Genomic DNA, 24,860 nt, shown 5'->3' with positions numbered 1-24,860 from the left:
CGCTAGGGCAGCACACCCACGGAGGCGAGTGCCGCTCGCAGCAGCGCGCCGCGACCCCCCTCCATGTCGTCCGAGATCTCGGCCGACGCGGCCTCGCCCGGCGTCATCCAGGTGAGCTCGAGCGCGTCCTGGCGCGGGTCGCAGGTGCCGGTCACCGGAACCACGTAGGCGAGCGACACCGCGTGCTGCCGATCGTCGTGGTACTTGCCCACGCCCGGCATCGGGAAGTACTCCGCGACCGAGAACGGGGTGGGCGCGGGCGGGAGCTGCGGGAACGCCATCGGACCGAGGTCCTTCTCGAGGTGCCGGTACAGCGCATCCCGCAGCGTCTCGCCGTAGAGCACGCGACCGGAGACGAGTGTGCGCGTCATCTGGCCGGTCGCGGTGGCGCGAAGCAGGATGCCCACCTCGATGACCTGACCCATGCCATCCACCCGCACCGGGACGGCCTCCACGTAGAGCAGCGGAAGCCGGCGGCGAGCCTCCATGAGCTCGATGTCCGACAGCCACCCGGGATTCGCCGCGGACGCGGGCGGCGGCGCATCGTCCGGGCCGGGGGTCCAGTCGGGATCGGGGTCAGGGGTGCGAACGGCCATGGTTCATTCTTATACGACGCGAGCCCCCGCCCGATCCCCCACCATGCCCCACCGCCCCGGCCGTCCCCGCCGCCGCCTCAGCATCTCCCCGCTCCCGTCCCGCGTCGCCGCTACCGGAATATGGGTGGCGGCGAGGGGAAAAGGAAGCGGGGACGGCGATGTCCACGGGCGGAGCGGGGCGCAGGTCAGCCCTTGGTGGCTCCGGCGGTGACACCGGCGGTGATCTGCCTCTGGAAGATGAGGTAGACCACGATCAGGGGCAGCACCACGAGCAGCACGCCCGACAGGTAGGTGGGCACGTTGTCGGGATACTGTCCGCGCAGCGCGCTCACGCCCACCATCAGCGTGCGCTGGCTGGGCGACTGCATCACCAGCAGGGAGATGAGGATGTCGTTCCAGCAGAACAGCGCGTTGAGGATGCCCATCGACAGGAGGGCGGGGCGCCCGAGCGGGAGCATGATGCGACCGAAGACGCCGTAGATGTTGTTGCCGTCGACCCGGGCGGCCTCGGTGATCTCCTTCGGGATGCGCGCGAAGTACGCGGTCATGAAGTAGATCGTGAACGGCAGGAACTGCGACACGTACGCGATGATCAGCCCCGGATAGGTGTTGATCATCGAGAAGTCGCTGAGCGTCTTGATGAACGGCACCATGATCACCTGGAACGGGATCATCATGGCCGCGAGGATCAGCAGGAACGCCGCCCGGCTACCGCGGAACGTCAGGTGGCTGAGGGCGAATCCGGCCATCGATGCGATCAGCAGGATGAGCAGCACCGACACGACCGTGACGAGGATCGAGTTCAGGTAGTACCGGCCCATGTTCGCCTGGGTCCAGGCGTCGACGAAGTTCTGGAACGCGAAGGTGGTGGTGAGACCACCACGGTCGATCACGTAGTCGTACCTCGTCTTCAGCGCGATGTTCAGCGTGTAGAGCATCGGGTAGATGGTGGCGAGCGCGAGGATCGCCATGGGCACGGCGATGAGCCACCGTGCGACTCCGGTGCTGCGCATCAGACCTCCTTCGTGGCGCGCCGGAGCACGCGGATCTGCAGCAGACCGATCACGAGGATCAGCAGGAGCAGCACGACCGACGCCGCGGAGGCGAGGGCGGGCTTGGCCTCGCCGTTGAGTTTCCAGATGAGGAACTCGGGCAGGTACGAGGCGGCTCCGGGTCCGCCGGCCGTCATCGTGTAGAGCAGGCCGAAAAGACCGGTCAGCATGCCGATGGTCGTGGTGACGAAGACGAACTGGATCGTCTGGGAGAGCTCAGGGATGACGACGTACCAGATCGTCTGCGGAAGGGTGGCGCCGTCGATGCGGGCGGCGTCGAGCAGTTCCTGGTCGACCGTCGAGAATCCCGCGAGGAAGATCACGAGCGCCATGCCGAACGTGGCCCAGATGTGCACGCCCAGCACGCTCGGCAGTGCGCTGTTCGACTGGCCCAGCCAGTCGACGATGGGCAGCCCGACCGCCCGGTTCAGCTCGTTGAGCGGGCCGTTCGCGGCGAGCACGATGTTGAAGATCGCCCCGATGATGATCGGCGACAGCACCACGGGCAGGAAGTAGACGCTGCGGTAGAAGCGGTGGCCGGGCACCTTGAGGAAGATGAACGTCGCGAGGATGCCGGCGACGAACACCTCGATGGGAACGAACAGCAGAACGACGATCACGTTCCGTGCCGCGGCGTGGAACCGCACGTCGTTCATCAGGGTGACGTAGTTGTCGAGCCCGATGAAGACCCCGTTGAGCTCCTGGTCACCGGTGAACGAGAAGTTCACGCCGAGGATCAGCGGGTAGACGCGGAAGACCAGCAGGATCGCGATCGCCGGGAACACCAGCAGCAGCGGGGCGGTGCTCTCCACGGTGAAGCGCCGGCGGCGCCGGCGCGGCACGGGGGTGGTCCCCGGTCGGACGTCCGTGGGGACGTCCGACCGGGAACCGAGGAGGGCGGTCACAAACTCAGCCTTCCGATGCCTGCAGCTGGGCGGCGGCCTCGTCGACGGTCACTTCGCCGACCAGCAGCTGCTGACCGAGGCGGTGCAGCAGGTCGAGGGTGTCACCGGACAGCGACGTGTGGAGCAGCGGCTTGCTGCCGGGCAGCTCCGTGATGATGGCCTGCGCCGAGGCGATGTCGGTGTCGAGCTCCACGGTCGTGTTGGACACGATCTGCCCACCGGCCAGCGCGTAGTCGGCCTGCGCGTCGCGCTCGACGGTGGCCTTGATCCAGTCGACCGCGAGGTCCTTCTTGTCCTCGTTGAGCACGCCGTAGCCGATGCCGCCCTCGATGGGCAGCGCGAGCGTAGTGCCCTCGTTCGTGGTGACGGGCATCATGAATCCGAGGTCGTCGCCCAGGAACTCGTCGAACTGCTTCCAGTGCGCGATGCCCGAGGAGAGGCCGATGACCATCGCGGCCTTGGCCCCCGAGAAGATGTCGAACGAGTCGTTGAACATCGCCGTCGAGTTGGCGCCCTCGTTGTACCAGCCGTCGGCGCTCGATTCGGACCACATCGTGAGCACCTGGCGGGCGTGCTCGCTCGTCCAGTCGCGTTCGCCGTCGATCCAGGCGTCGTACTCCTCGGCGGTGAAGATGCCGGACCCGAAGCCGGAGAGGAAGAACTCGATGCCGAGGCCTTCCTTGTTGCCGAGCGCGAAGCAGGAGACGTCGGTGGAGGAGGTGATGGTGTCGCAGGCGGCGCCGAGCTCCTCCCAGGTGGTCGGCGGCGCCTCGGGGTCCAGCCCGGCCGCTTCGAAGATCGCCTTGTTGTAGTAGATCGGGAAGCCCTGCAGGAACATCGGTGCCGAATACGTCTCGCCGTCGGCCTGGAAGGCGGGCCATCCGGCGAGGTCGCCCGTGATGTCGGCGAGTTCGTCGGTCACCGGTACGAGCGAGCCGGCACGGCTCTTCAGCTGCGTTCCCCCGTTGAACAGCGCGACGTCGGGCCCGGTTCCGGCCTCGATCGCACTGCCGAGCAGGGTGTAGTACTGGTCGAACGGCTGCGAGACGACCTCGACCTCCACGTCGGGGTTCTGCTCGTTGAACGTCGCGATGACGTCCTCCTGGAACGCCGCGGCGGCGTCATCGGCCGCACCCCAGTTCCAGACCACGAGCTTGTCGGCCGTGCCGCCATCCGTGCCCGAGCCACCGCCGGTGCCACCGCCCGCGCTGGCACCGCCGCATGCGGTCAGGGTGAGGGCTGCAGCGAGACCGAGTGCTGCGGAGTTGATCATTCGCTTCATTGCGAGAATGCCTTCCGTTCGAGATTCGGGAACTCCGAGTGAAGCACCCACCGGGGTATCGGTGCGGGCAGCCCGTGGTGCAGCACTGCGCCGGTACGCCGAATCTAATTGTTCATACGTGTGATGTCAAACCAATTCCGCCGCCGGACGTGACACTGGAGAGGGTGCGCCGTCCCGACGGGTGCGTGCGCTCCGCTTCCGCTCTCACGCCGGCCCGGGACGCGTCGGGCACGTCGATGCCCAGCAACTCGGCCGGCCCGCGCGGCGCCACCCGGAAGTTCCTCGCGGCAACGTCCGTGAAGCCGGGATCCGCGACGATCGAGTGCCGGTCCCGTCCGGCATCCGTCCAGACGGCGTCCAGGGGCTCCCGCACCGTCCAGGCGAAGTCGGCGTCGTACCCGCCGTTGGCGGCGAACACCGCACCGTCGATCGGATCCTCATCCCAGTACAGGTTGAGGTCACTCTCGACCGTCAGCGAGCGGATGTCCCGGTGGTCGGCCCGGCCGGCGAAGGCCGGACGCCCATGGCCCAGCACGATGTTGTGGGAGAACGTGAACGGTCGATGCGCCTCTGGCTTGGTCACGGCCACCTGGCTCTCGCCACCGAACGCGAAGATGTTGTGCCGGACGGTGTTCTCGCGCCCGTAGTTCACGTGGAACGCCTGGTGACTGCAGTCGTGCACCACGTTGCCCTCGATGACCACGTGCGACGACCCCTGATCGAGGTAGATGCCCCAGCCGCCGTAGTTGCGACAGAGCACGGAGTGCACGTGGTTCCCGCGCACGATCGTGCCGGGGGCGATCCCGAGCAGATAGATGCCCCCGGTGTCGTTGAGCCTGCCCTGGCCGAGGTCGTGGATGTGATTGTAGGCAATGAGATTGCCGGTCGACGGGCTCGGTGCGTAATCCCACACCCAGCCCACGGAGATGCCGGAGTAGAAGAAGTCGCGGATGTGATTGTGGGCGATCACGTTGTCGGCGCCGTGCTGGAAGAGCACCGCGACGGCGTTCGGGTACACCCGCCCACCCTCGAGGATGTCGTTGTCACTGACCTCGTTCGCCCGGCAGAACAGTTCGGACCTCGGGTCATCGGATCCGCCCGCACGCACGGCTCCTGCGCCGAGGTCCCGCAGCACCGCCCCGCTCACGAGACACCCGCGCGTGCCGGGGCCGAGCTCGATCGCGTAGCCGTCGACCCGCTCCACCCCTCCCCCGAGCACGACGCAGTCGCGCGCACCGGAGAAGAGGAGGGCGCCCGGCGCCTCCGTGGCCGCCTGAACGGCCGCGGCGAAGTCGACGTCGGCGGGCAGCAGCTCGTCCTCGCGCACTCCGAACGGTGACCGGGCGGCTGGCGTCTCCTCGAAACCGGCGTGCCGGAAGGTGATGCCCTCGATGCGAACGTTCCGCACCGCACGCCCGGCACCGGGATCCCCGACCACGCGCACGAACGAGTCGATCGCGGGCACGCTGATCACCGCGTCGTCGAGGGTCTCACCGGGCAGGGGCGCGTAGTAGAGACGCGCTTCTCCGGTCGCCGACAGCACGCCGGCGCGGTCGAGGTACCACTCCCCCGCCTCGTCACCGAACGCCTCCCCCACGTTGTCCAGCCAGTAGCGGGCGAAGCGCTGCGCGGCGTCGTCGCGGAGCGCGAAGATGCTCCGTCGGGAGCTGACGATCTCGCGCGTCGACCTGTCGAGGGACGCGATGGGCATCCGCTCCTGCACCCAGAAGTGCGGAACGACGACGTCGACCTCCTCGGGCGCGGCGAGGTCGGGAATGTCCCCGTCGGCGAAGACGAAGCGATCCGACCCATCGAAGAGGGTGCCGTCGAAGTCGCCGGTCACGTCGAGGCCCGCCTGCCGTTCGATCCACAGGTCGCCTTCCCGAGGGAAGCGGGGACGGGAGCGGCGCTCCCCGTTGACGTAGAGGCTCACGAATCTCCGATCCGGCGCCGGGGCGCTCCACACGGCGCGACCGCGCACGGTCGACGCGCTCCAGCCCTCGATTTCGGCCGACCCGTCGAACACCACCTCGCCCCCCGTCGACGCGATGGTGGTGTGCGAGTCGTCGGGACCGAGCTCGAGGGTCTCCCGGATCCGGTACGACCCGGGCAGCACCCAGATGACCGCCTGCTGACCGGGTGCTCGCCTCCCCCGCAGGAGCCGCAGCGCCTGGGCCAGTTCGCGCACCGGATACCCCGGCGACCCGATGCCGTGATGCGATCCGTGCGGGCCGATGAACACCTCGAGCCGGTCGGTGGACATGATGAACTCCCTCGTTCTGAACTGCCGCGGTCGGCACCGAGTATGGCGAACCGATAAAAATATGACGTCATACTAATCTCCGCTCGGGCCGCATCCCGCGACTACAGCAGCGCGCCCTGCTCTCCTGCCGGAAAGCACACATATGATGTATGTTGTTTTTGCGCGAGATGCTCGCGCCGTGTTTCGACGATCAAGGACGATATGAAGATCACCGGCTATCGATGCCTCCGCACGGTTCACGACTGGGGTCGTCCCGTCGGCGACGTGAACGGCTTCATCGCCTCGGGAATCACCGAGGTTCCGATCGTGCTGCTCGACACCGACGAGGGCGTCACGGGCGTCGGCGTGGGCTCCACGAGCGACATCGATCGCCTGTTCCCGGCGCTCGAGGGAGAGGATCCGCGCGCCGTTCCGGCGCTCTACGACCGCATGCTCGCCCGGGTCTTCAAGTCCGGTCACTCCGGCGCCACCTTCGGCGGCATCGGCACGCTCGACATGGCGCTCTGGGACCTCAAAGCCAAGGTCGCGGGGGAACCGTTGTGGCGGCTGCTCGGCGCGCGCGATCGATTCGTCCCCGGCTACGCGTCCGGTCTCGACATCGCCCTCGACGACGACGCGCTCGCCGCGTTCTACACGACCATGAGCGAGCGCGGGTTCACCGGGGGCAAGCTGAAGGGGGGCCGGGACGTCGATGCCGACATCCGTCGCCTCGGGATCGTCTCCGACGCCCTCCGCCGCAACACCGCCCGGCCCGCTCTCATGCTCGACGCCAACGAGTCGTGGAATCTCAAGCAGGCCGTGCGGTACATCGCCACGATCGAGGAGAGCGTGGATCTCACCTGGATCGAGGAGCCGCTGCGTCGATGGGATGCGGCCGGACACGCGCGATTGACCCGATCTATCCGGGCCGGCGTCGCGACCGGGGAGAATCTCACCGGGCTCGAGCAGTACGCGCCGCTCTTCGACCACCGGGCTGTCGACGTGGTGCAGGCCGGCGCCGTGTGGGGCATCACGCACTTCCTGCGCGTGGCCGCCGCGGCTCACTCCCGCGACCTCCCGGTGAGCCCGGTCGGTCTCACCGCCAACCCCGCCGTCGCCCACGCGGCCGCCAGCGTGCCGAACCACCTCTCCGCCGAGGTGCAGGACCTCGGCACCCCGTTCGGGATGCGCATCGACGAGGTGCACGCCGACGGCGGCATCGTGCTCGGCGACCGCCCCGGCGCGGGAGTCGAGATCGACGAGGCGGCGATCGCGGCCTCGGAGTCCTCCGCCACCTGGTCATCGATCGATGGACCGCATGTGCGTTCCCACCGTGCGGGGTTGCGGCTCGTCGCCGACGCGCCGGGGACGAGCGGCCGTAGCGATTCCGGTGGTCACCTCACCGATGAACGCCGTGCCGATGCGTACGCCGATGCGCATGCCGCCGACGCCGCCGGCGCCGATGGACCCGTGGAACGGGTCTTCTGATGGAGCTGCGTCCCGGTCTGCATCGCATCCAGGCGCCGCTGGGCGACCGCTTCGTCGCCCTGTACCTGCTCGAGGGCCCGTCCGGGGCACTGCTCTTCGACACCGGCGTCGCCGAGAGCGTGACCGACACCCTGCTGCCCTACCTCCGCGACATCGACTTCGACCTCGCCCGCCTGCGCTGGGTCGTGAGCTCGCACTGCGACTTCGACCACACGGGCGGCAATGCCGCCCTGCTCGCCGCCGTGCCCTCCATCGAGCTCCTCGCGGGCGAGCTCGACGTGCCGCTGGCCGAGGACCTCGAGGTGCTCATCACCCGGCGTTACGGCGAGTTCCGCGACGCCGATGGATTCGACGATGCTCCGGAGACCACCGCGTACATCCGGGAGGCGGCGGCGGTGGCACCGATCACCCGCGCGCTCCGGGGAGGCGAGGAGTTCGACCTGGGCGACCGGGTCATCCGTGTTCTGCACACGCCCGGCCACAGCGACGGGCACGTGGCCCTGTGGGACGCGTCCCGGTCGGCTCTGGTGATCGGCGACGCGACGCTCGGCGAAACGGTGCCCACCGCATCCGGCGATCCCGCGTTCCCCCCGACCTACCGCGATACCGATCCATACCTCGCGAGCATCGAGGCGTTCCGCGCGCTCGACGCCGACCTGCTGCTCACCGCCCACTACCCGGTGTACGAGGGCGCCGAGGTGAACCGATTCCTCGACACCTCGGCCGCGTACACCGAGCGTCTCGACACGGCGATCGAGGCGACGCTCCGCGAGGCGGGAACGGCGTTGACCACCCTCGACCTCATCCGCCGCATCGCCGCGGATGTCGGGGCGTGGTCGCCCGCCGCCGCCGACTACCTGATCTTCCCCGTCACCGGCAACCTCGAGCGCATGGTCGCGCGCGGCCTCGTGCGCGAGACCGGGGCATCCGGCGATCGTCGGCGCACCTGGGACTGGAGCGCGTCGTGAGCCGGGTGCGGATCGGCGCTGTGGGCGCCGGTTGGTGGGCCACCAGCAACCACTTCCCGCTGCTCGCCGGACGGGAGGACGTGGAGCTGGTCGGCGTGTGCGGCCTCGGACCCGACCTCGGGACGGTGCGCGACCGGTTCGGTTTCGGCTTCGCCACCGACAGCGTCGACGAACTGTTCGACGCGGGCCTCGACGCGGTCGTGATCACCACGCCGCACGACCTGCACTTCGGCGTGGCCGCGGCGGCACTCGACCGCGGACTGCACGTGCTGTGCGAGAAACCCATGACGTTGCGGGCCGATCAGGCGTGGGACCTCGTCGAGCGCCGCGAGCGCGCGGGCACCCACTTCCTCGTGCCCTACGGCTGGAACTACAAGCCGTTCACCGTCGCGGCCAAGCGCATGCTCGACGCGGGCGATGTGGGCGACATCCAGTACGCCCTCTGCCACATGGCCTCCCCCACGCGCGGACTGTTCGGCGGGGACCCGGCGCACATGCTGGAGCGCTGGGACTCCTCCACCGCCACGGCTCCGCAGGCGAGCACCTGGTCGGCGCCCGAGCACGGCGGCGGCTACGCGCACGGGCAGGTCACCCACTCCTCGGCCCTGTTCTTCTGGCTGACCGGTCTGCGTGCCGCGACCGTCGCGGGGCGGGTCGCGAACGCCGGTTCGGCGGTCGACCTGTTCGATGCCGCCGTCGTGCGGTTCGACACGGGCGCGCTCGGCACGCTGTCGGGTGCGGCCACGCTCGCGGACGGCGACAAGTACCAGGTGGACCTCCGCATCTTCGGCAGCGAGGGCGTGCTGCTCCTCGATGCGGAACGCGAGCGGGTGATCCTCAGCCGATACGACGGCCGCCGGGAGTCGGTCGACATCGCGCCCGACGAGGGCGAGTACGAGTGTCTCGTTCCGCCGGTGCGCTTCCTCGAGCTCATCACGGGCGCGAGTACCGAGAACAACAGCTCGGTGGAGGTGGCGGCGCGCTCGGTGGAACTCATCGAGGCGTTGCTGGCATCCTCCGCCGCGAACGGGAAAGAGGTGCGGGTCCATGACTGAATCGGATGCGGCGGGGCCGAGGGGCGTGCTCGACGGCTATCGGGTGGTGGACTGCTCGATCGCGATGGCGGGTCCCTTCGCGGCACAGCGCCTCGGCGACCTGGGCGCCGACGTGATCAAGGTGGAGCCGACCGCCGGCGAGTGGCAGCGCTTCGCGGCCGCGGGCGGGGCGACGGGCAACCTGATCAACGTGTCGTTCCTCTCCCTCAACCGCAACAAGCGCTCCCTCGCTGTCGACCTCAAGTCCGCGGATGGCGCGGCGGTGGTGCGCGACCTCATCGCGAGCGCCGACGTGTTCCTGCAGAACTACCGCCCCGGAGTCGCCGGCCGGCTCGGCCTCGACTACGAGACGCTCCGCGCGATCAACCCCTCCATCGTCTACGTCTCGATCTCGGGTTACGGCGAGACCGGCCCGTACAAGGACCGGCCGGGGCAGGACCTGCTGCTGCAGGCGATGTCGGGCGCCATGCTCTCCGCGGGCCGCAAGGGCGAGCCGCCGTCGCCCGCGGGGCAGTACCTCGCCGACGCGATCACGGCGTCCACCGCGTTCGAGGCGGTGCTCGCCGCCCTCCTGCACCGGGAGCGCACGGGTGAGGGCCAGCTGGTGACGGTGAACATGCTCGATGCTCTGACCACCCTGCAGATGCAGGAACTATCGGTGTTCACCGTGGGCGACGTGCCGCAGGAGCGCGGTGAGCAGCCGAACGCCCACGTCTACATCCGTGCCCCGTACGGCGTCTTCGCCACGTGCGACGGCTATCTGGCGCTCGGCTTCGCCGACCTCGAGACGCTCGGCCGGGTGATCGGCGAGCCGACGTTCGCCGGTATGACCCCCGAGGTCGAGGGTTGGACGCACCGGGACGAGCTGTACGCCAAGACGGAGGCACGGCTGGCGACCCGCACGACGGCGGAGTGGCTCGACGAACTCCTCGCCGCCGGCATCTGGGCCGGCCCGGTGTACGGCTATGCCGACCTCGTCGACGACCCGCAGATCGCCCACAACGGCACGTTCGTGGAGTACGACCACCCCACGGAGGGGCGGGTGAAGACTCCGGGCTTCCCCTACCGGTTCTCGAAGACCCCGGCGCGCATCGACCGCGGCGCACCGCTCACCGGGGAACACACCCGCGAGGTGCTGGCGGGACTCGGCATGTCGGACGAGCGCATCGATTCCCTCCTTTCCTCGGGCGCGGTGGCCGGGTCGTGACCGCCTTCCGCGGACTCACCTGGGACCACCCCCGGGGTCGCGACGCACTCCAGGCTGCGGCCGCGGAGTTCTCGGGCCGCGGCCCGGACACCCTGCACTGGGAGGTCCACCCGCTGGAGGGCTTCGAATCGAGCCCGATTGAGCACCTCGCGGAAAGCTACGACCTCCTGGTGCTCGACCACCCGCATCTCGGAGACGCGCTCGCCGCCGACTGCCTGCGCCCCCTCGACGAGCTGTTCACCCCCGACGAGCTGGGCGCCTGGGCGGATGCCGCCGTCGGGCCGAGCGCGGCGTCCTATCGGCTGGACGGCAGCACGTGGGCGCTCCCCCTCGACGCCGCCACCCAGGTCGCCGCCCGGCGCGTGGACCTGGTGCCCGAGGCACCCACCGACTGGGATGCGGCGCTGCGCCTCGCCGCGGGCGGCCTCGTCGCGCCCAGCCTCGCCGGACCGCACGCCTTCCTCAGCCTCTGCTCGATCGCCGTGTCCCTCGGGGCCGATCCCGGATCCGCACCTCTCGAGGCGGTGGACGCCTTCCTGCCGCGCGAGACCGGCCTCGCCGCGCTCGAGATCCTCGCCCGTCTCGCCGCGCACGCCCCTTCGGGAAGCGCGCACCTCAACCCCATCGGTCTGCTCGAGCGCATGACCGCTGGCGACGACCTCGGCTACGTGCCGCTGGTGTACGGCTACGTGACCTACTCCGCACCGGACCTCTCCCGGCGGGTCACCTTCGGCGCTCCGCCCGCGGCGGCCCACATCGGGTCGACCATCGGCGGCACGGGCATCGCCGTGAGCCGCCGGGCCGAGCCGACGCGCGACCTGCTCGATCACCTCCGCTGGCTGCTGTCGGCCGACGCGCAGTCCCGCTTCATCCCGCGCCACGCGGGTCAGCCCAGCGCCCGATCGGCTTGGCTCGACCCTGCAGTCGACGCCGCGGCCGGGGGTTTTTACAGCGGCACGCTCGCCACGATCGAGTCGTCGTGGGTGCGCCCCCGCTTCCCCGGGTACATCCCGTTCCAGGCGGAGGGGTCGGCGATCGTCCGCGACGGGATCCTGGCCGGCGCACCGGCAGGGCGCACCCTCGATTCCCTCGACGCCGCATATCGGCGTGCCGCGGATGCCGCAGCTCCGCTCGCGTCACCCGAAAGGACCCCCGCATGACCTTCGACCCCGGAACACCGCAGATCGACGTGGAGGTGGACGGGGCCGTCGCGGTCGTGACCATCACGCGACCGGAGAAGCTCAACTCGGTGACGCCGGAGATGTCCGCCGCCCTCGAACGGTTCGCCGCCTGGGCCAACGACGAGAACGCGGTGCGCGCGATCGTGCTCACCGGCGCCGGAGAGCGCGCGTTCTGCGCCGGCTCCGACATCCGCACGCTCGACACCTATGCCACGCCCTGGGACTTCCGCAATCGGCGGGACTACTGCGATGCCCTCCGAGAGCTGCGCAAGCCGGTGATCGCCGCGATCAACGGCTACGCCTTCGGCGGCGGCCTCGAAACGGCACTCACCTGCGACATCCGCATCGCGTCGAGCACCGCCACCTTCGCCGCGCCGGAGATCAAGCTCGGCTGGATCGGCGGCGGAGGGATGTCGGCGCTGCTCGCGCACTCGATCGGGGCGAGCAACGCGGCCCTGATGCTGATGACCGGCGACCCCATCGATGCCACCCGCGCGCTCGCCTGGGGACTCGTCAGTGAGGTCGTCGCCCCGGATTCGCTGCTGGCGCGCGCGCGGGAGCTCGCGGTTACGATCGCAGAGCGGCCACCGATCGCGGCCGAGACGGCGAAGGCGAACCTGAGCGCGGCGTTCAATCTCCCCCTCGCCCAGGCGGTCGCCTACGAGCGGGAGTTGCAGGGCATCACGTTCGCGACCGACGACGCGGCGGAGGGCCGCGCCGCGTTCACCGAGAAACGACCCGGCGTGTTCCGCCGGAGCTAGGAAGAGCCGACATGACCGACTGGACAGGGGCGGTGGCCGACGCGCTGCCCGCCGACGCGGAATCCGCGACGCTGGTGGGACGGGCGTGGGACGCGACCGCCGGAGGACCCGTGGTCGTCGCCGTGCGGAACGGCGAGGTGCGCGACCTCAGCGGAAGCTTCGCCCTGATGCGGGACGTCACCGAGGCGGGCGACCCGGTGTCGGCCGTGACCGCCGCCGATGGCCCGGTGCTCGGCACCGTGACCGCGCTACTGGCGAACACACCGGCCGACGTCCGGGACACCGACCGGCCGTGGCTGCTGTCCCCCATCGATCTGCACGTGGTGAAGGCCGCCGGGGTGACGTTCCCCGTGTCGATGCTGGAGCGCATCATCGAGGAGAAGGCGCGCGGCGAGGCCGAGGCGGCGGAGGCGATCCGCGCGGAGGTGCTCGACGCCCTCGGGTCCGACCTGAGCGATCTCGTCCCCGGGTCGCCGGAGGCCGCGAGGCTCAAATCGCTCCTCGTGGGGAAGGGCCTCTGGAGCCAGTACCTCGAGGTGGGCATCGGTCCCGACGCCGAGATCTTCACGAAGGCACCCGTACTCGCGACGGTCGGTACCGGCGTCGACGTCGGCGTGCGGAGCGACTCGGCGTGGAACAACCCCGAGCCCGAGGTCGTGCTCGTGATCGGCTCCACCGGACGCATCGTCGGAGCGACCCTCGGCAACGACGTGAACCTGCGCGACATCGAGGGCCGGTCGGCGCTGCTCCTCGGCCAGGCCAAGGACAACAACGCGTCCGCTTCCGTCGGACCGTTCGTCCGGCTCTTCGACGAGGGCTTCGGTCTCGACGACCTCCGCCGCGAGACCGTGACGCTGCGCGTCGACGGGACCGACGGATTCGTGCTCGAGGCCACGTCGCCCCTCGCCGAGATCAGCCGTGACCCGGCCGACCTGGCGGCCCAGGCGCTCGGGGCGACACACCAGTACCCCGACGGACTCGTGCTTTATCTCGGTACGATGTTTGCACCGAGCAAGGATCGGGACGTTCCCGGTTCCGGCTTCACCCATCATGTCGACGACATCGTCCGCATCGCGTCTCCGGCACTCGGCGCTCTCGTCAATCGGGTGCGCCACACGGAAGACGTGGAGCCGTGGACGTTCGGCATTTCCGCCCTCATCGCGAGCCTCGCGGCCCGTGGACTTCGAACGGGAGTTGCGCCATGACCACCACTCTTCCCACCACCGACCCGCGTTCCGGCACCACCCGCGACACCGGCATCGAGCCGACCTCCGAGGCCCAGGTCGGCGAGCTGACCGCTGCGGCGGCCGAGGCGTTCTCCGCGCTGCGCGCCCACCCCCGCTCCTGGCGCGCAGGGCTGCTCCGTGCACTCGCCGACGGACTCGAGGCGCGGCGCGCCGATCTGCTCTCGACCGCCGAGGCGGAGACCGGTCTCGTCGCCTCGCCGCGGCTCGACGGTGAGCTCACCCGCAGCGCCTACCAGCTCCGCCTCTTCGCCGAGGCCGTCGAGGAGGGCGGCTACCTGGAGGCGACCATCGACTCCGCCGGCGATACCCCGATGGGACCGGGGCCGGACGTCCGGCGCATGCTGATCCCGATCGGCCCGGTCGCCGTCTTCGGATCGAGCAACTTCCCGTTCGCCTTCTCCGTGGCCGGCGGCGACACCGCGTCCGCCCTCGCCGCCGGGAACCCCGTGATCGTGAAGGCGCACGGTTCGCACCCGCTCACCTCGCGCGCGTCGTTCGAGGCGCTGCGCGACGCCGCCGACGCGTACGGCGCCCCCTCGGGCACTATCGGCATCGTCTACAGCCAGAGCGCGGGCGCCACGCTCGTCGCGGACCCGCGGGTCGCCGCCGTCGGATTCACGGGGTCGCTCTCGACCGGCCGCATCCTGCTCGACATCATCGAGAAGCGCGACCGTCCCATCCCGTTCTACGGCGAGCTGTCGAGCTTGAACCCTCTCATCGTCACCCCGGGTGCCGCGGCGGCTCGCGGGGCCGAGATCGCCGAGGGACTGTACGCGTCGTTCACCGCTTCCACGGGCCAGCTGTGCACCAAGCCCGGCATCGCCTTCCTGCCGCGCGGTGCCGCGGCGGACGAAGTGGTCTCCGCGCTGGTCGAGCGCGCGCGCGAGGCCGGCGCGCAGCCGCTGCTCAACTCCCGCATCCACGAGGCCTTCGACGACATCGCCGGCCGCCTCGTCTCCGACGGTCACGCGCGGTCGCTCGTCGCATCGAGGGCGGGCGAGGATGGCTTCACGGTCACGCCCGGCGTGCTCGAGATCGATGCGCGCGACATGACCGCGGCAGTCACCGAGGAGGCGTTCGGGCCCCTCATCGTGCTCGCCCGGTACAGCGACCTCGACGAGGTGCGCACCGGACTCACCGCCGTACCGGACTCGTTGACGGCGACTCTCCACGCCGAGGACTCCGAGCTCGACGACATCGCCCCTCTCGCCACGGAGTTGCAGGACCTCGTCGGTCGCCTGGTCTTCAACGGCTACCCCACCGGGGTGCGGGTCTCCTGGGGTCAGCACCACGGTGGCCCGTGGCCCGCGACCAACTCGGCGCACACGTCGGTGGGAATCACGGCCATCCGCCGCTTCCTCCGCCCGATCGCCTGGCAGTCCGCCCCGGAGGCGCTGCTGCCCAAGGAGCTGCGCGACGGGTTCGACGCGATCCCCCGCCGCGTGGACGGCGTGCTGCGCCTCGCCGGATCGACTCGATGACGCTCCCGCTCCCCGATGCCGCGCCGGCGAGCCGGTCCTTCCTCGGCGCGGCCGACGCCCGCACACCGGCCGCCCGGCTCGGCGTCGCGGTGGTGCACGACCTGGTGAGCGCGATCGTGACCGGGGAGGTGGCGCCCGGGGACTCCCTGCCACCCGAGGGCACCCTCAGTGCGCACTTCGGCGTGAGCCGCACCGTGGTGCGGGAATCGGTGAAGCGCATCGAGGAGAAGGGTCTCGTGACGGTCGTGCAGGGCCGGGGAACACAGGTGCAGCCCGCCGAGTCGTGGAACATGCTGGACCCGGTGGTGCTGAGCGCGCTCGTCGAGCATGACGATTCCCTCGGCGTGCTCGACGATCTGGCGGTCATCCGCAGTGCGCTCGAGGGCTCCATGTCGGCCGACACCGCCTCGCGACGCACCGACGCGGACATCGCGGATCTGCACGCGGCCTTCGATCACATGGCGGAGACGATCGAGGACGAGGAGGCGTACAGCCAGGCCGACGTCGACTTCCACTTCCTCGTCATGGCCCAGTCGGGCAACCGGCTCGCCGAGAACATCACCAAGGTGCTGTTCCAGCGGGCCCGCGAAAGCAACCGCTTCACGGGTGCGCCGACCGCGGAGGCGTTCCGGGCGACGCTCGACGAGCACCGCCGCGTGCTCGAGGCGATCGAGGCGGGGAACGCCGCCGAGGCGGAGACCGCCATGCGCACGCACATCATCGACGCCTGGCAGCGTCGCCGACTCCCCAACGCCAAACGCGGCTGACGCGGCTTCCCGCCACGTGCGCCGCGCTCAGTCGAGGTGCCAGGCCTCGTCCAGCATCTCCCAGTTGGGCGCGGCCGATCCGTCGGTGAACGGCAGCTGGCACGGGCCGGTGCGCGCCCACCAGCGCTTTGTCGCCTCATCCTCGGCCATCCGCGCCTGATCGGCGTCGTAGTCCTCGCCCACGTACTCGAAGTAGCCGAAGATCACGTCGCCCAGCACGAAGATCGTGAAGTTGCGGATGTTGCACGCCGTGATGGTGGCCTCGACCTGCGGCCACACCTCGCGGTGCAGGGCCAGGTACTCCTCGCGCAGTTCGGGGCGCAACCGCGCCGCCATGCCGTACCGGCGCACGGGCGGACGGATGTCGGTCATGACGGCCGCACCCGCAGACGGGTCAGGCCGCCGTCCACATCGAGGGCGGTGCCGGTGGTCGACCCCGACAGGGGCGACGCCAGGTACAGGATCGCGCCAGCGACCTCCTCCGGTGTCACCATGCGTCCGGTGGCCTGCCGCGCGTCGAGCGCCGCACGCTCGACCACCGGGTCGGGGAAGTTCTGCAGCATCCGCTCCACGAATGCGGTGGACACGGTGCCCGGGCACACGCAGTTGATGCGCACTCCCTCCCGCACGTGGTCCGTCGCCATCGCGAAGGTCAGCGCGAGCACGGCACCCTTCGACGCGCTGTACAGGGCGCGATCGGGCAGTCCGTTCAGGGCGGCGACCGAGCACAGGTTGACCACGGCCGCCGCACGCGACTCGCGCAGCCACGGCAGCGCCGCCGCCGTGACCCGGGCCGTGCCGGTGACATTGATGTCGAGCACGCGCGCCCACTCGGGATCGTCGTTCGCCTCGACGGTGCCGATCGCGCTGATCCCGGCGCTGTTGACCACGATGTCGATGCCACCGAGCTCCGCGGCCGCGGCGCCGACGGCGGTCGACACCGACGCACGGTCGGTCACGTCGGCCCGGTAACCGGTGGACCCCTCGGGCAGGTCGTCGATGGCGAGGTCGAGCACGGCGACGCGCGCGCCCCGCGCGGCGAGCGCCGTCGCGGTAGCCCGCCCGATGCCCGATCCGCCCCCCGTGACGATCGCGACGAGGCCGTCGAACTCGCCCGTCATCCGTGGAGTCCGTCGGCACTCGATCGTGTACTCCGGCTGATGCTCATCGGCGTGCTCCCGTCGGTGGAATGCGGTAGAAGTCCTGTGCGGTGCCGCCGAGGATGGCGCCCTGCTCGGTGGGGGACAGCGTATCGACGATGCCGGTCATGGCCCGCCACGTGCGCTCGTAGCCGCCGGCCAGCAGCGAGATCGGCCAGTCGCCGCCGTACATCAGCCGCTCGGCGCCGAACACCTCGAGGGCGTCGTCGACGAAGGGGCGGATACCGTCGGGCGTCCATGACGCGAGGTCGCCGACGCTGGAGTAGAGCCCGGACAGCTTGGCGACGGTGAGCGGGTTGGCCGCCGCCTCGGTGAGGAGCGAACGCCACTCCGCGCGCTCCGCCGACCCGCCGCCGATCGGCGGTTTGCCGAGGTGGTCGATCACGATGCGGAGGTCGGGGTGCCGGCGGCCGATGGCGGGCAGCTCGGCGAGCGCTCGGGGCCCTGAGGTCACGAAATCGAAGGGGAGCAATGCGTCGGCGAGGATGCCCAGGCCGCGATCGACGTGCGGTGCGGCGAGCCAGTCCGGTTCCCGTTCGTGGATGAGGGTGCGGACACCGACCACGAGGGACGAGCGGGTCAGCTCGTCGAGGTGCGCGGGAAGCTCGTCGGGGCGGTCGAGGGGGGCCCACGCCACCACTCCGACCACCTCGGGGTGCCGAGCCGCGACATCGAGCATCAGTGTCGTGTCCGCCGCGTTGTCGGCGGCCTGCACGAGCACGGTGCCATCGACACCGAGCGCCCGGAGTGTGGGCGCGAGTTCATCGAAGCCCACGGTGCGGTGCAGGTCGCCCATGCCCGGGCCCAGCCACGGGTAGTCCGCCCGGTCGAGATCCCAGACGTGCTGGTGCGCGTCGAGGATCACGACAGCGCCTCGAGTTCCGCCCACAGCTCCTCGGGGATGACGGTGGCGGCCCGCGCGACGCTGGAGGCGACCTGCTCCGCGGTGCGGGTGCCGACCACGACGGACGCCACCGCGGGGTGTCGCAGGGGGAACTGCACCGCGGCATCCGGCAGCGTGACTCCGTGCCTCGAGCAGAGGGCCGCCATGGCCCGGGCGCGCTCGATCAGCTCGGGCGGCGCCTGCTGGTAGTCGAAGCGGGCATCCGCGGGCACCTCGGCGCGGCTGAGCAGCCCGGAGTTGTACACGGCGGCCGCCACCACCGCCACTCCGCGCTCCTCCGCAAGAGGCAGCAGGTCCTCGGTCGCGGAACGGTCGAGCAGCGTGTAGCGCCCCGCGAGCATGACGATGTCGACGTCGGATCGGCGCACGAACTCGGCGAGCATCGCCGACTGGTTCATGCCCGCGCCGATCGCCCGCACGACGCCCTCGTCGCGGAGTTCGATCAGTGCCGCGATCCCGGAGGTCGAGGCGGCCTCCCAGTGGTCGTCCGGATCGTGCAGGTAGGCGATGTCGATGCGGTCGAGGCCGAGCCGCGTGAGACTCTCCTCCACGGAGCGGAGCACGCCGTCCCGGCTGAAGTCCCACTGCCGGCGGTGCGTCGCGGGGGTGATGAAGCCGTGACCGTCGAGGTCGCCCGCCGCGGCGCGATCGGGCGTAGGTTCGAGCAGGCGGCCGACCTTGGTGGAGAGCACGTAGTCGTCGCGTTTCCGGCCGCGGAGAGCCGCGCCGAGGCGTCGCTCCGACACTCCCACGCCGTAGTGCGGGGCGGTGTCGAAGTACCGCACTCCGAGACTCCAGGCGGTGTCCACGGCGGCGGCGGATGCCTCGTCCGTGGTTGCCTTGTTCAGATTGCCGAACTGTGCGGCTCCCAGGCCGATCTCGGTGAGCTGCAGGCCGCGCGGTGCAGGTCGCGTTCGGATGTCGTGCCTCCTCGTTGAGATCCCGGCTGATAGCATTCATAGTACATCACACCTCTTGGAGCACCCATGCGTACAGCGACGTACATCGGCGGCGGCGCGGTCCGCGAAGCCACGGCAGATCCCATCCCGCCCGCGGCGGGCGAGGTGCAGATCGCCGTGGCCTACACCGGGCTGTGCGGCACCGACCTCCACATCATGCACGGGCACATGGACGCCCGAGTGTCCATGCCGCTCGTGTTCGGTCACGAGATGAGCGGCACCATCGCCGCGGTGGGCGACGGTGTCGAGAGTTGGGCCGTCGGCGACCCGGTCACCGTCATGCCGCTCGACTGGGACGGCACCTGCCCCGCCTGCCTCGCGGGCAACTCGCACATCTGCCAGAACCTCGACTTCCTGGGCATCGACTCCCCCGGCGCGCTTCAGGAGCTCTGGAACGTTCCCGCCGCCACGCTCGTCGCCCTGCCCGCCGAACTGCGGCTCGACCATGCCGCGCTGGTCGAACCCGTCGCCGTCGCCGTGCACGACGTGCGTCGCGCCGGAATCTCCGGTGGTGAGAAAGTGGTCGTGATCGGTGGTGGACCCATCGGCGTGCTCATCGCCACCGTGGCCCGGCGCTTCGGCGGAGAGGTGGTCGTCGCGGAGGTCGACGAAGCTCGGAGGGCGCAGGTCGAGGAACTCGGCTTCGCAACCCTCGACCCGCGTGCCGTCGATCAGGTGGCCTGGGTGGAGGAGTGGACGGGCGGCGCAGGCGCCGACGTCGTGTTCGAGGTGTCGGGGGCCGCCGCGGCGGTGCTCGGGGCCACCGACCTCGCCAAGGTGCGCGGCACCATCGTCGTGGTCGCCATCCATCCGACACCCCGGGAGATCAACCTGCAACGCGTGTTCTGGCGCGAGCTGTCGATCCTCGGCGCCCGGGTCTACCAGCGCGTCGACTTCGAGACCGCCGTCGACCTGCTCGCCGCAGGCGACATCCCGGCCGACCTGCTGATCACCCGGATCGTGCCGCTCGCCGACACCCAGGCCGCCTTCGCCGACCTCGAAGCCGGACGGGCCATGAAGATCCTCATCGACGTGCGGACGGCCGGCGCATGAGCGGCCTGTCCGGACCGGCCGCCTTCGATCTGGCCGGCCGCCTCGCGGTCGTGACCGGTGCGAAGCGCGGCATCGGCTTCGCGATGGCGGAGGCGCTGGCGGCCGCCGGGGCCGACGTCATCGGTGTGAGCGCCACGCTCGAGCCGACCGGCAGCGCCATCGAGGCGGCGGTCACCGCCCACGGCCGCGCGTTCGAGGCGCGGGCGGTGGACTTCGCCGACCGGGCCGCCGTGCTCGCTCTCGGCGAGGAGCTCGCGAGCCGCGGTGTCGACATCCTCGTCAACAACGCCGGCACCATCGAGCGCGCCCCTGCCGCGGAGCATCCGCTCGAGCTGTGGGACCGGGTGCTCGAGGTGGACCTCAGCAGCCAGTTCGCCCTCACCCAGCTGCTCGCGCGCCCCATGCTGGCCCGTGGTGCGGGCAAGATCATCTTCACCGCGAGCCTCCTGAGCTTCCAGGGCGGCATCAACGTGCCCGGATACGCGGCGGCGAAGTCAGCCATCGCCGGCCTCACCAAGGCGCTCGCCAACGAGTGGGCGGTGCACGGCGTGACGGTGAACGCGATCGCCCCCGGGTACATCGCCACCGACAACACGCAGGCGCTGCGCGACGACCCCGAACGTTCGGCGTCGATCCTCGCGCGCATCCCGGCCGGTCGTTGGGGCTCCGCGTCCGACCTCGGCGGAGCGACGGTGTTCCTCGCATCTCCCGCGTCGGACTACGTCTCGGGTATCGTGCTTCCCGTGGATGGCGGATGGCTCGGCCGATGACGGCCGGAACCGCGGCGGCGGACGTGCTCGACGGCATCCCCATCGTGCCCGTGATCGTGCTCGACGATGCGGCGCACGGCCCCGACCTGGCGGCGGCACTGTCGGCGGGAGGCATCCGCACCGCCGAGATCACCCTGCGCACGGACGCCGGGCTCGCTGCGATCGGCCGCATCTCGGCCGCGTTCCCCGACTTCGTCGTGGGTGCCGGCACGGTGCTGACGGCATCCGACGTCGACCGGGCGGTCGATGCCGGCGCCCGGTACGTGGTCAGCCCGGGCTGGGACGACGAGGTGATCGCCCGCGCTGCGGACCGCGGCGTCGTGGCCCTCCCGGGAGTCGCCACGGCGACCGAACTGCAGCGCGCAGCGAAGTCCGGTCTCGACCGGGTGAAGTTCTTTCCCGCGGAGCAGGCGGGAGGACTGCCGATGATCGAAGCGCTCCGCGGCCCCTTCCCCGCGGTGCGCTTTCTGCCGAGCGGGGGCGTCACCGCGGCGAACGCCGCCGCGTATCTGGCGTCGCCCGCCGTCTTCGCGGTCAGCGGCAGCTGGATGGCGTCGCGCAAAGCGATCGCCGCGGGCGACTGGACGGGTATCGCGCGAGCCAGCGCCGACGCCATCGCCTCGATCCCGGTGTGACGCCGCCCGGTGTGCCTCGGTCCCGGTGCGACGCGATCCCGGTGCGACGCGATCCCGGTGTGACGCCGCCCCGTTCTGACGCCGCACGGCCGCGCGTTCCGGTCGCAGGCGCAAGGATGGACGGATGGACGACATTCCCGACGTGCTCCCCCTCGACGCCGAGGCGGTGCTCTGGTCGGCATCGAGCCGGGAGGTCGCCATCCGTCCGCTGCTCGTGCTCCTGCACGGTTACGGCTCGCACGAGGGCGACCTCTTCGGCCTCGCGCCCTACCTTCCGCTGAATCCGGTGATCGCCTCGGTGCGGGCGCCGCTCGTCGATGGGGGTGGTCACGCGTGGTTCCCGACCTCGGGGGGCCGCCACGGGGCCGTTCCGATGGAGCGCGCGAACGCGGCGGCCCGAGGCGTACTCGCCTGGCTCGACACCCTGCCGAGGTCGCCGTCGGTGGGGTTGCTCGGATTCTCGCAGGGCGGCGCGATCGCGTTGCAGCTGTTACGGCTCGCGCCCACCCGGTTCGCCTACGCCGTGCAACTGTCCGGCTTCCTGGTCGGCCCGGAGCTGGAGTCCGATCGTGCCCTCACCGACATCCGAACGCCGGTGTTCTGGGGACGCGGCACCGTGGACACCGTGATCCCGGCGGATGCGGTGGAGCGCACCCGCGACTGGCTGCCCGGACACAGCACGCTCACCGAGCGCATCTACGAGGACCTCGCCCACGGGGTCTCTCCCGCCGAGATCGCCGAGATCGGTGCCTTCATCCGCGAGCACGGCTAGCGACCCGCCCATCCGCGAACAGCGAACCCAGGTGTTCCGCGGGGGGCCCGGCGCCCCCGAATTGTTCTCTCCCGTCGCCCGTCCTTCAGAATGGAGTGTGACCACCCTCGGAACACCGCTGTCCGGCCCGCCCGCGAACCCATCGCCCGTGGCCCGCCGTCGTTCCGGGGACGCCGCCGACGCACGCAGCGCCCGCACCGCCGTCGCCGCCCCGATGTGCGGCATGCGCGGCTGACCGATGGCGAATCCGGGACTCCGATGAGCGAGAGCAGGCTGCCGAGCGCACTCCGCCGCTCCCTTCCCGCACGGGTGCGTGCGGTGGCGCAGTTCCCCGCCAGTTCTCCCGCGCTCCTGGCACTGCTCGTGTTCGGGGCCGTCGTCCTCGCCTTCACCGCACTGCTCAGCCTGCCGATCGCGGCGGCCGACGGGCGGCCCACCCCGCTCGCGGACTCGATGTTCACCGCGGTGTCGGCCGTCACCGTCACCGGACTCGTCACCGTGAACACCGCGCTGCACTGGTCGTTCTTCGGGCAGGTCGTCATTCTGCTCGGCATCCAAGCCGGTGGCCTCGGTATCGTGACCATCGCCCTGCTCCTCGCCCGTGCCGTCACCCGCAACCTCGGGGTGCGGGGTCGGCTGCTGGCGCAGCAGGGCATCAGCACGGGCAATCTCGGTGAGGTCGGTTCGCTCCTCCGCATCGTCATCGTGACGACGCTGGTGGTCGAGGCGGTGCTCGCCGTGTTCCTCGTCCCGCGGTTCATCGCCGTCGAGGGCTGGCGGGAGGGCATCTGGCACGGCGTCTTCTACGCGGTCTCCTCCTTCAACAACGCGGGCTTCGTGACCCACGCCGACGGCCTCTCCGACTTCCGGACCGACCCGCTCATCCTCGTGCCCATCGCGGTCGGGGTCTTCGTGGGCAGCCTCGGCTTCCCGGTGTTCATGATCCTCATGGTGCAGCGCCTGCACTGGCACCGATGGAATCTGCACACCAAGCTGACGATCGTGGTGTCCACCATCCTGCTGGTGGTGGGGACGATCATCTGGGGCGCGTTCGAGTGGTCGAATCCCGACACGATCGGATCGATGTCGGTGTGGGAGAAGATCTACAACGCGCTCTTCGCCTCCACGATGACCCGGTCGGGCGGCTTCAGCATCATCGATCCGGCGGAATCACTGCCCGCCACGCTGCTGGCGACCGACGCGCTGATGTTCGTCGGCGGCGGCTCGGCCTCCACGGCGGGGGGCATCAAGGTCACGACCATCGCGCTGCTGTTCCTCGCCATCGTCGCGGAGGCCCGCGGCGACAAGAACATCATGATCTTCGGACGCACCATTCCCGAGACGGCGCTCCGGATCGCGATCAGTGTCACGTTCCTCGGTGCCACGCTCGTGCTGCTCGCCACCGGCCTCATCATGACCGTGAGCACCGCCCCGCTCGACCGGATCCTGTTCGAGGTGATCTCGGCGTTCGCGACCTGCGGACTCAGCGTCGGGTTAAGCGAAGAGCTGCCGCCCATGGGCAAGTACGTGCTCGCCGCCCTGATGTTCGCCGGACGCGTCGGGCCCATCGGACTCGCCTCCGCGCTCGCCATCCGGCACCGCAACATCCTGTTCCGGTACCCCGACGAGCGCCCGGTCATCGGGTAGCGCACGATACGGCGGGTCGGTCGTCCTCAGCAGCGGTCGGGGTCAGCAGCAGTCCGGCTCGACGGCACGGTCACCGGTGAGCGCCGTCACGGGCATCGCGCAGGTGTCGCCCTTCCACGCCTCCATCCCCTCGCGCACTGCGAATCCGGCGATGACCAACGCGGCGACCGAGTCGGCAGAGGCCCAGCCGAACAGCGCGTTGAGCACGAGCCCCACGAGCACTGCTGCCGACAGGTAGGCGCAGATCAGGGTCTGCTTCGAGTCCGCGACCGCGGAGGCGGAACCCAGCTCCCGGCCCGTGCGGCGCTCGATCCAGCTGAGGAACGGCATGACGGCCAGGCTCACCGCGGCGAGCGCGATCCCCACCGGGCTGTGCTGCGGGTCCCGGAAGCCGAGCAGCGACAGCCCCGCGTCGACGGTGACGTAGGCGGCGAGGCCGAAGAACGAGAACGCGATGATCCGGAGGGCAACCCGTTCGCGCTTCTCGGGATCGGGGGCGGAGAACTGCCAGGCGATCGCGGCGGCGGAGAGCACCTCGACGATCGAGTCGAGTCCGAATCCGATCAACGCGGCAGATGAGGCGATGGCGCCCGCGGCGAGGGCGATGACCGCCTCGACCACGTTGTACCCGATGGTGATCGCGACGATGATGCGGATGCGGCGCCGCAGGACGCCCCGCCGGACGGGGTCGGGACAGCCGGACCGTTCACCGGACAGGCCCGCGTCCA

At 70.5% G+C, this 24,860-nt stretch carries 25 protein-coding genes; 15 read left to right on the top strand and 10 right to left on the bottom strand.

The genetic code is table 11. The features are described from left to right. Nucleotides 1-2: 2 nt before the first annotated feature. From EY822_RS08110 to EY822_RS08090, 5 genes are all read right to left on the bottom strand, one after another. Nucleotides 3-596 carry an NUDIX hydrolase family protein gene (locus EY822_RS08110; RefSeq protein ID WP_150307806.1) on the bottom strand — a complete coding sequence of 198 codons (594 nt, stop codon included), beginning with the start codon at nucleotides 594-596 and terminating at the stop codon, nucleotides 3-5. 185 nt (nucleotides 597-781) lie between these two features. Continuing rightward, nucleotides 782-1,609 carry a carbohydrate ABC transporter permease gene (locus EY822_RS08105; RefSeq protein ID WP_150307805.1) on the bottom strand — a complete coding sequence of 276 codons (828 nt, stop codon included), beginning with the start codon at nucleotides 1,607-1,609 and terminating at the stop codon, nucleotides 782-784. Next, entirely contained in the window at nucleotides 1,609-2,553 is a 945-nt protein-coding gene (locus tag EY822_RS08100; protein WP_227497136.1) for a carbohydrate ABC transporter permease, read from the bottom strand. The genes EY822_RS08105 and EY822_RS08100 overlap by 1 nt, the downstream gene beginning before the upstream one ends. 4 nt (nucleotides 2,554-2,557) lie before the next feature. Next, the gene (locus EY822_RS08095; protein WP_227497135.1) at nucleotides 2,558-3,826 is read right to left on the bottom strand and encodes an ABC transporter substrate-binding protein; all 1,269 of its coding nucleotides are present in this window, start codon (nucleotides 3,824-3,826) and stop codon (nucleotides 2,558-2,560) included. 121 nt (nucleotides 3,827-3,947) lie between these two features. After that, nucleotides 3,948-6,098, bottom strand: coding sequence for a right-handed parallel beta-helix repeat-containing protein (locus EY822_RS08090; RefSeq protein WP_150307803.1), 2,151 nt, complete (start codon nucleotides 6,096-6,098; stop codon nucleotides 3,948-3,950). A 201-nt stretch (nucleotides 6,099-6,299) separates the two neighbouring features. Between EY822_RS08090 and EY822_RS08085 the strand changes: the two genes are divergently transcribed. From EY822_RS08085 to EY822_RS08045, 9 genes are read left to right on the top strand one after another with little or no spacing between them, the layout of a single operon-like run. After that, entirely contained in the window at nucleotides 6,300-7,565 is a 1,266-nt protein-coding gene (locus EY822_RS08085; RefSeq protein WP_150307802.1) for a mandelate racemase/muconate lactonizing enzyme family protein, read from the top strand. Then, nucleotides 7,565-8,533 (top strand): MBL fold metallo-hydrolase, encoded by a 969-nt coding sequence (locus tag EY822_RS08080; protein WP_150307801.1) that lies wholly within the window; start codon nucleotides 7,565-7,567, stop codon nucleotides 8,531-8,533. The genes EY822_RS08085 and EY822_RS08080 overlap by 1 nt, the downstream gene beginning before the upstream one ends. Then, nucleotides 8,530-9,588 (top strand): Gfo/Idh/MocA family protein, encoded by a 1,059-nt coding sequence (locus EY822_RS08075; RefSeq protein WP_227497134.1) that lies wholly within the window; start codon nucleotides 8,530-8,532, stop codon nucleotides 9,586-9,588. The genes EY822_RS08080 and EY822_RS08075 overlap by 4 nt, the downstream gene beginning before the upstream one ends. Beyond that, nucleotides 9,581-10,795 (top strand): CaiB/BaiF CoA transferase family protein, encoded by a 1,215-nt coding sequence (locus EY822_RS08070; RefSeq protein WP_150307799.1) that lies wholly within the window; start codon nucleotides 9,581-9,583, stop codon nucleotides 10,793-10,795. The genes EY822_RS08075 and EY822_RS08070 overlap by 8 nt, the downstream gene beginning before the upstream one ends. Further along, nucleotides 10,792-11,955 carry a carbohydrate ABC transporter substrate-binding protein gene (locus tag EY822_RS08065; protein ID WP_150307798.1) on the top strand — a complete coding sequence of 388 codons (1,164 nt, stop codon included), beginning with the start codon at nucleotides 10,792-10,794 and terminating at the stop codon, nucleotides 11,953-11,955. The genes EY822_RS08070 and EY822_RS08065 overlap by 4 nt, the downstream gene beginning before the upstream one ends. Beyond that, on the top strand, nucleotides 11,952-12,737 hold the full coding sequence (locus EY822_RS08060; protein ID WP_150307797.1) for an enoyl-CoA hydratase/isomerase family protein: 786 nt from the start codon (nucleotides 11,952-11,954) through the stop codon (nucleotides 12,735-12,737). Before EY822_RS08065 ends, EY822_RS08060 begins: the two co-directional genes overlap by 4 nt. Nucleotides 12,738-12,748: 11 nt before the next feature. Further along, nucleotides 12,749-13,942, top strand: coding sequence for a fumarylacetoacetate hydrolase family protein (locus EY822_RS08055; protein WP_150307796.1), 1,194 nt, complete (start codon nucleotides 12,749-12,751; stop codon nucleotides 13,940-13,942). Further along, on the top strand, nucleotides 13,939-15,465 hold the full coding sequence (locus EY822_RS08050; protein WP_150307795.1) for an aldehyde dehydrogenase (NADP(+)): 1,527 nt from the start codon (nucleotides 13,939-13,941) through the stop codon (nucleotides 15,463-15,465). Before EY822_RS08055 ends, EY822_RS08050 begins: the two co-directional genes overlap by 4 nt. Beyond that, on the top strand, nucleotides 15,462-16,232 hold the full coding sequence (locus EY822_RS08045; RefSeq protein ID WP_150307794.1) for a FadR/GntR family transcriptional regulator: 771 nt from the start codon (nucleotides 15,462-15,464) through the stop codon (nucleotides 16,230-16,232). The genes EY822_RS08050 and EY822_RS08045 overlap by 4 nt, the downstream gene beginning before the upstream one ends. A gap of 27 nt (nucleotides 16,233-16,259) precedes the next feature. Here EY822_RS08045 and EY822_RS08040 read toward each other — a convergent pair whose 3' ends face one another. The 4 genes from EY822_RS08040 to EY822_RS08025 are packed head-to-tail and all read right to left on the bottom strand — an operon-like array spanning nucleotide 16,260 to nucleotide 19,252. Continuing rightward, a complete protein-coding gene (locus EY822_RS08040) occupies nucleotides 16,260-16,604 on the bottom strand; it encodes an L-rhamnose mutarotase (protein WP_150307793.1) in 345 nt (114 codons plus the stop codon). Beyond that, nucleotides 16,601-17,353, bottom strand: coding sequence for an SDR family NAD(P)-dependent oxidoreductase (locus EY822_RS08035; RefSeq protein ID WP_150307792.1), 753 nt, complete (start codon nucleotides 17,351-17,353; stop codon nucleotides 16,601-16,603). Before EY822_RS08035 ends, EY822_RS08040 begins: the two co-directional genes overlap by 4 nt. 43 nt (nucleotides 17,354-17,396) lie before the next feature. Next, a complete protein-coding gene (locus EY822_RS08030) occupies nucleotides 17,397-18,257 on the bottom strand; it encodes an amidohydrolase family protein (protein ID WP_227497133.1) in 861 nt (286 codons plus the stop codon). Beyond that, nucleotides 18,254-19,252, bottom strand: coding sequence for an aldo/keto reductase (locus EY822_RS08025; RefSeq protein WP_150307790.1), 999 nt, complete (start codon nucleotides 19,250-19,252; stop codon nucleotides 18,254-18,256). Before EY822_RS08025 ends, EY822_RS08030 begins: the two co-directional genes overlap by 4 nt. A 30-nt stretch (nucleotides 19,253-19,282) precedes the next feature. Between EY822_RS08025 and EY822_RS08020 the strand changes: the two genes are divergently transcribed. From EY822_RS08020 to EY822_RS08000, 6 genes are all read left to right on the top strand, one after another. Further along, nucleotides 19,283-20,308, top strand: a complete 1,026-nt coding sequence (locus tag EY822_RS08020) for a zinc-dependent alcohol dehydrogenase (protein WP_150307789.1) — start codon at nucleotides 19,283-19,285, stop codon at nucleotides 20,306-20,308. Continuing rightward, nucleotides 20,305-21,078: an SDR family oxidoreductase gene (locus tag EY822_RS08015; RefSeq protein ID WP_150307788.1), complete on the top strand. Its 774-nt coding sequence runs from the start codon at nucleotides 20,305-20,307 to the stop codon at nucleotides 21,076-21,078. Before EY822_RS08020 ends, EY822_RS08015 begins: the two co-directional genes overlap by 4 nt. Further along, the gene (gene eda, locus EY822_RS08010; protein ID WP_227497132.1) at nucleotides 21,075-21,713 is read left to right on the top strand and encodes a bifunctional 4-hydroxy-2-oxoglutarate aldolase/2-dehydro-3-deoxy-phosphogluconate aldolase; all 639 of its coding nucleotides are present in this window, start codon (nucleotides 21,075-21,077) and stop codon (nucleotides 21,711-21,713) included. The genes EY822_RS08015 and eda overlap by 4 nt, the downstream gene beginning before the upstream one ends. Before the next feature lie 124 nt (nucleotides 21,714-21,837). Further along, nucleotides 21,838-22,485, top strand: a complete 648-nt coding sequence (locus EY822_RS08005; protein WP_150307786.1) for an alpha/beta hydrolase — start codon at nucleotides 21,838-21,840, stop codon at nucleotides 22,483-22,485. A 97-nt stretch (nucleotides 22,486-22,582) separates the two neighbouring features. After that, entirely contained in the window at nucleotides 22,583-22,720 is a 138-nt protein-coding gene (locus EY822_RS15400; protein WP_227497131.1) for a hypothetical protein, read from the top strand. A gap of 23 nt (nucleotides 22,721-22,743) precedes the next feature. Next, on the top strand, nucleotides 22,744-24,132 hold the full coding sequence (locus EY822_RS08000) for a TrkH family potassium uptake protein (protein ID WP_150307785.1): 1,389 nt from the start codon (nucleotides 22,744-22,746) through the stop codon (nucleotides 24,130-24,132). A 42-nt stretch (nucleotides 24,133-24,174) separates the two neighbouring features. Here the strand turns inward: EY822_RS08000 and EY822_RS07995 are convergent, their stop codons facing one another. Next, nucleotides 24,175-24,849, bottom strand: a complete 675-nt coding sequence (locus EY822_RS07995) for a cation diffusion facilitator family transporter (RefSeq protein WP_150308833.1) — start codon at nucleotides 24,847-24,849, stop codon at nucleotides 24,175-24,177. Between the last annotated feature and the right edge of the window lie 11 nt (nucleotides 24,850-24,860).

Origin of the sequence: Planctomonas psychrotolerans, from assembly GCF_008642235.1 — a bacterium.
Lineage (GTDB): Bacteria > Actinomycetota > Actinomycetes > Actinomycetales > Microbacteriaceae > Planctomonas > Planctomonas psychrotolerans.
Note: the sequence above shows the minus strand (reverse complement) of the source record. Positions and strands in the feature narration are given on the sequence as shown.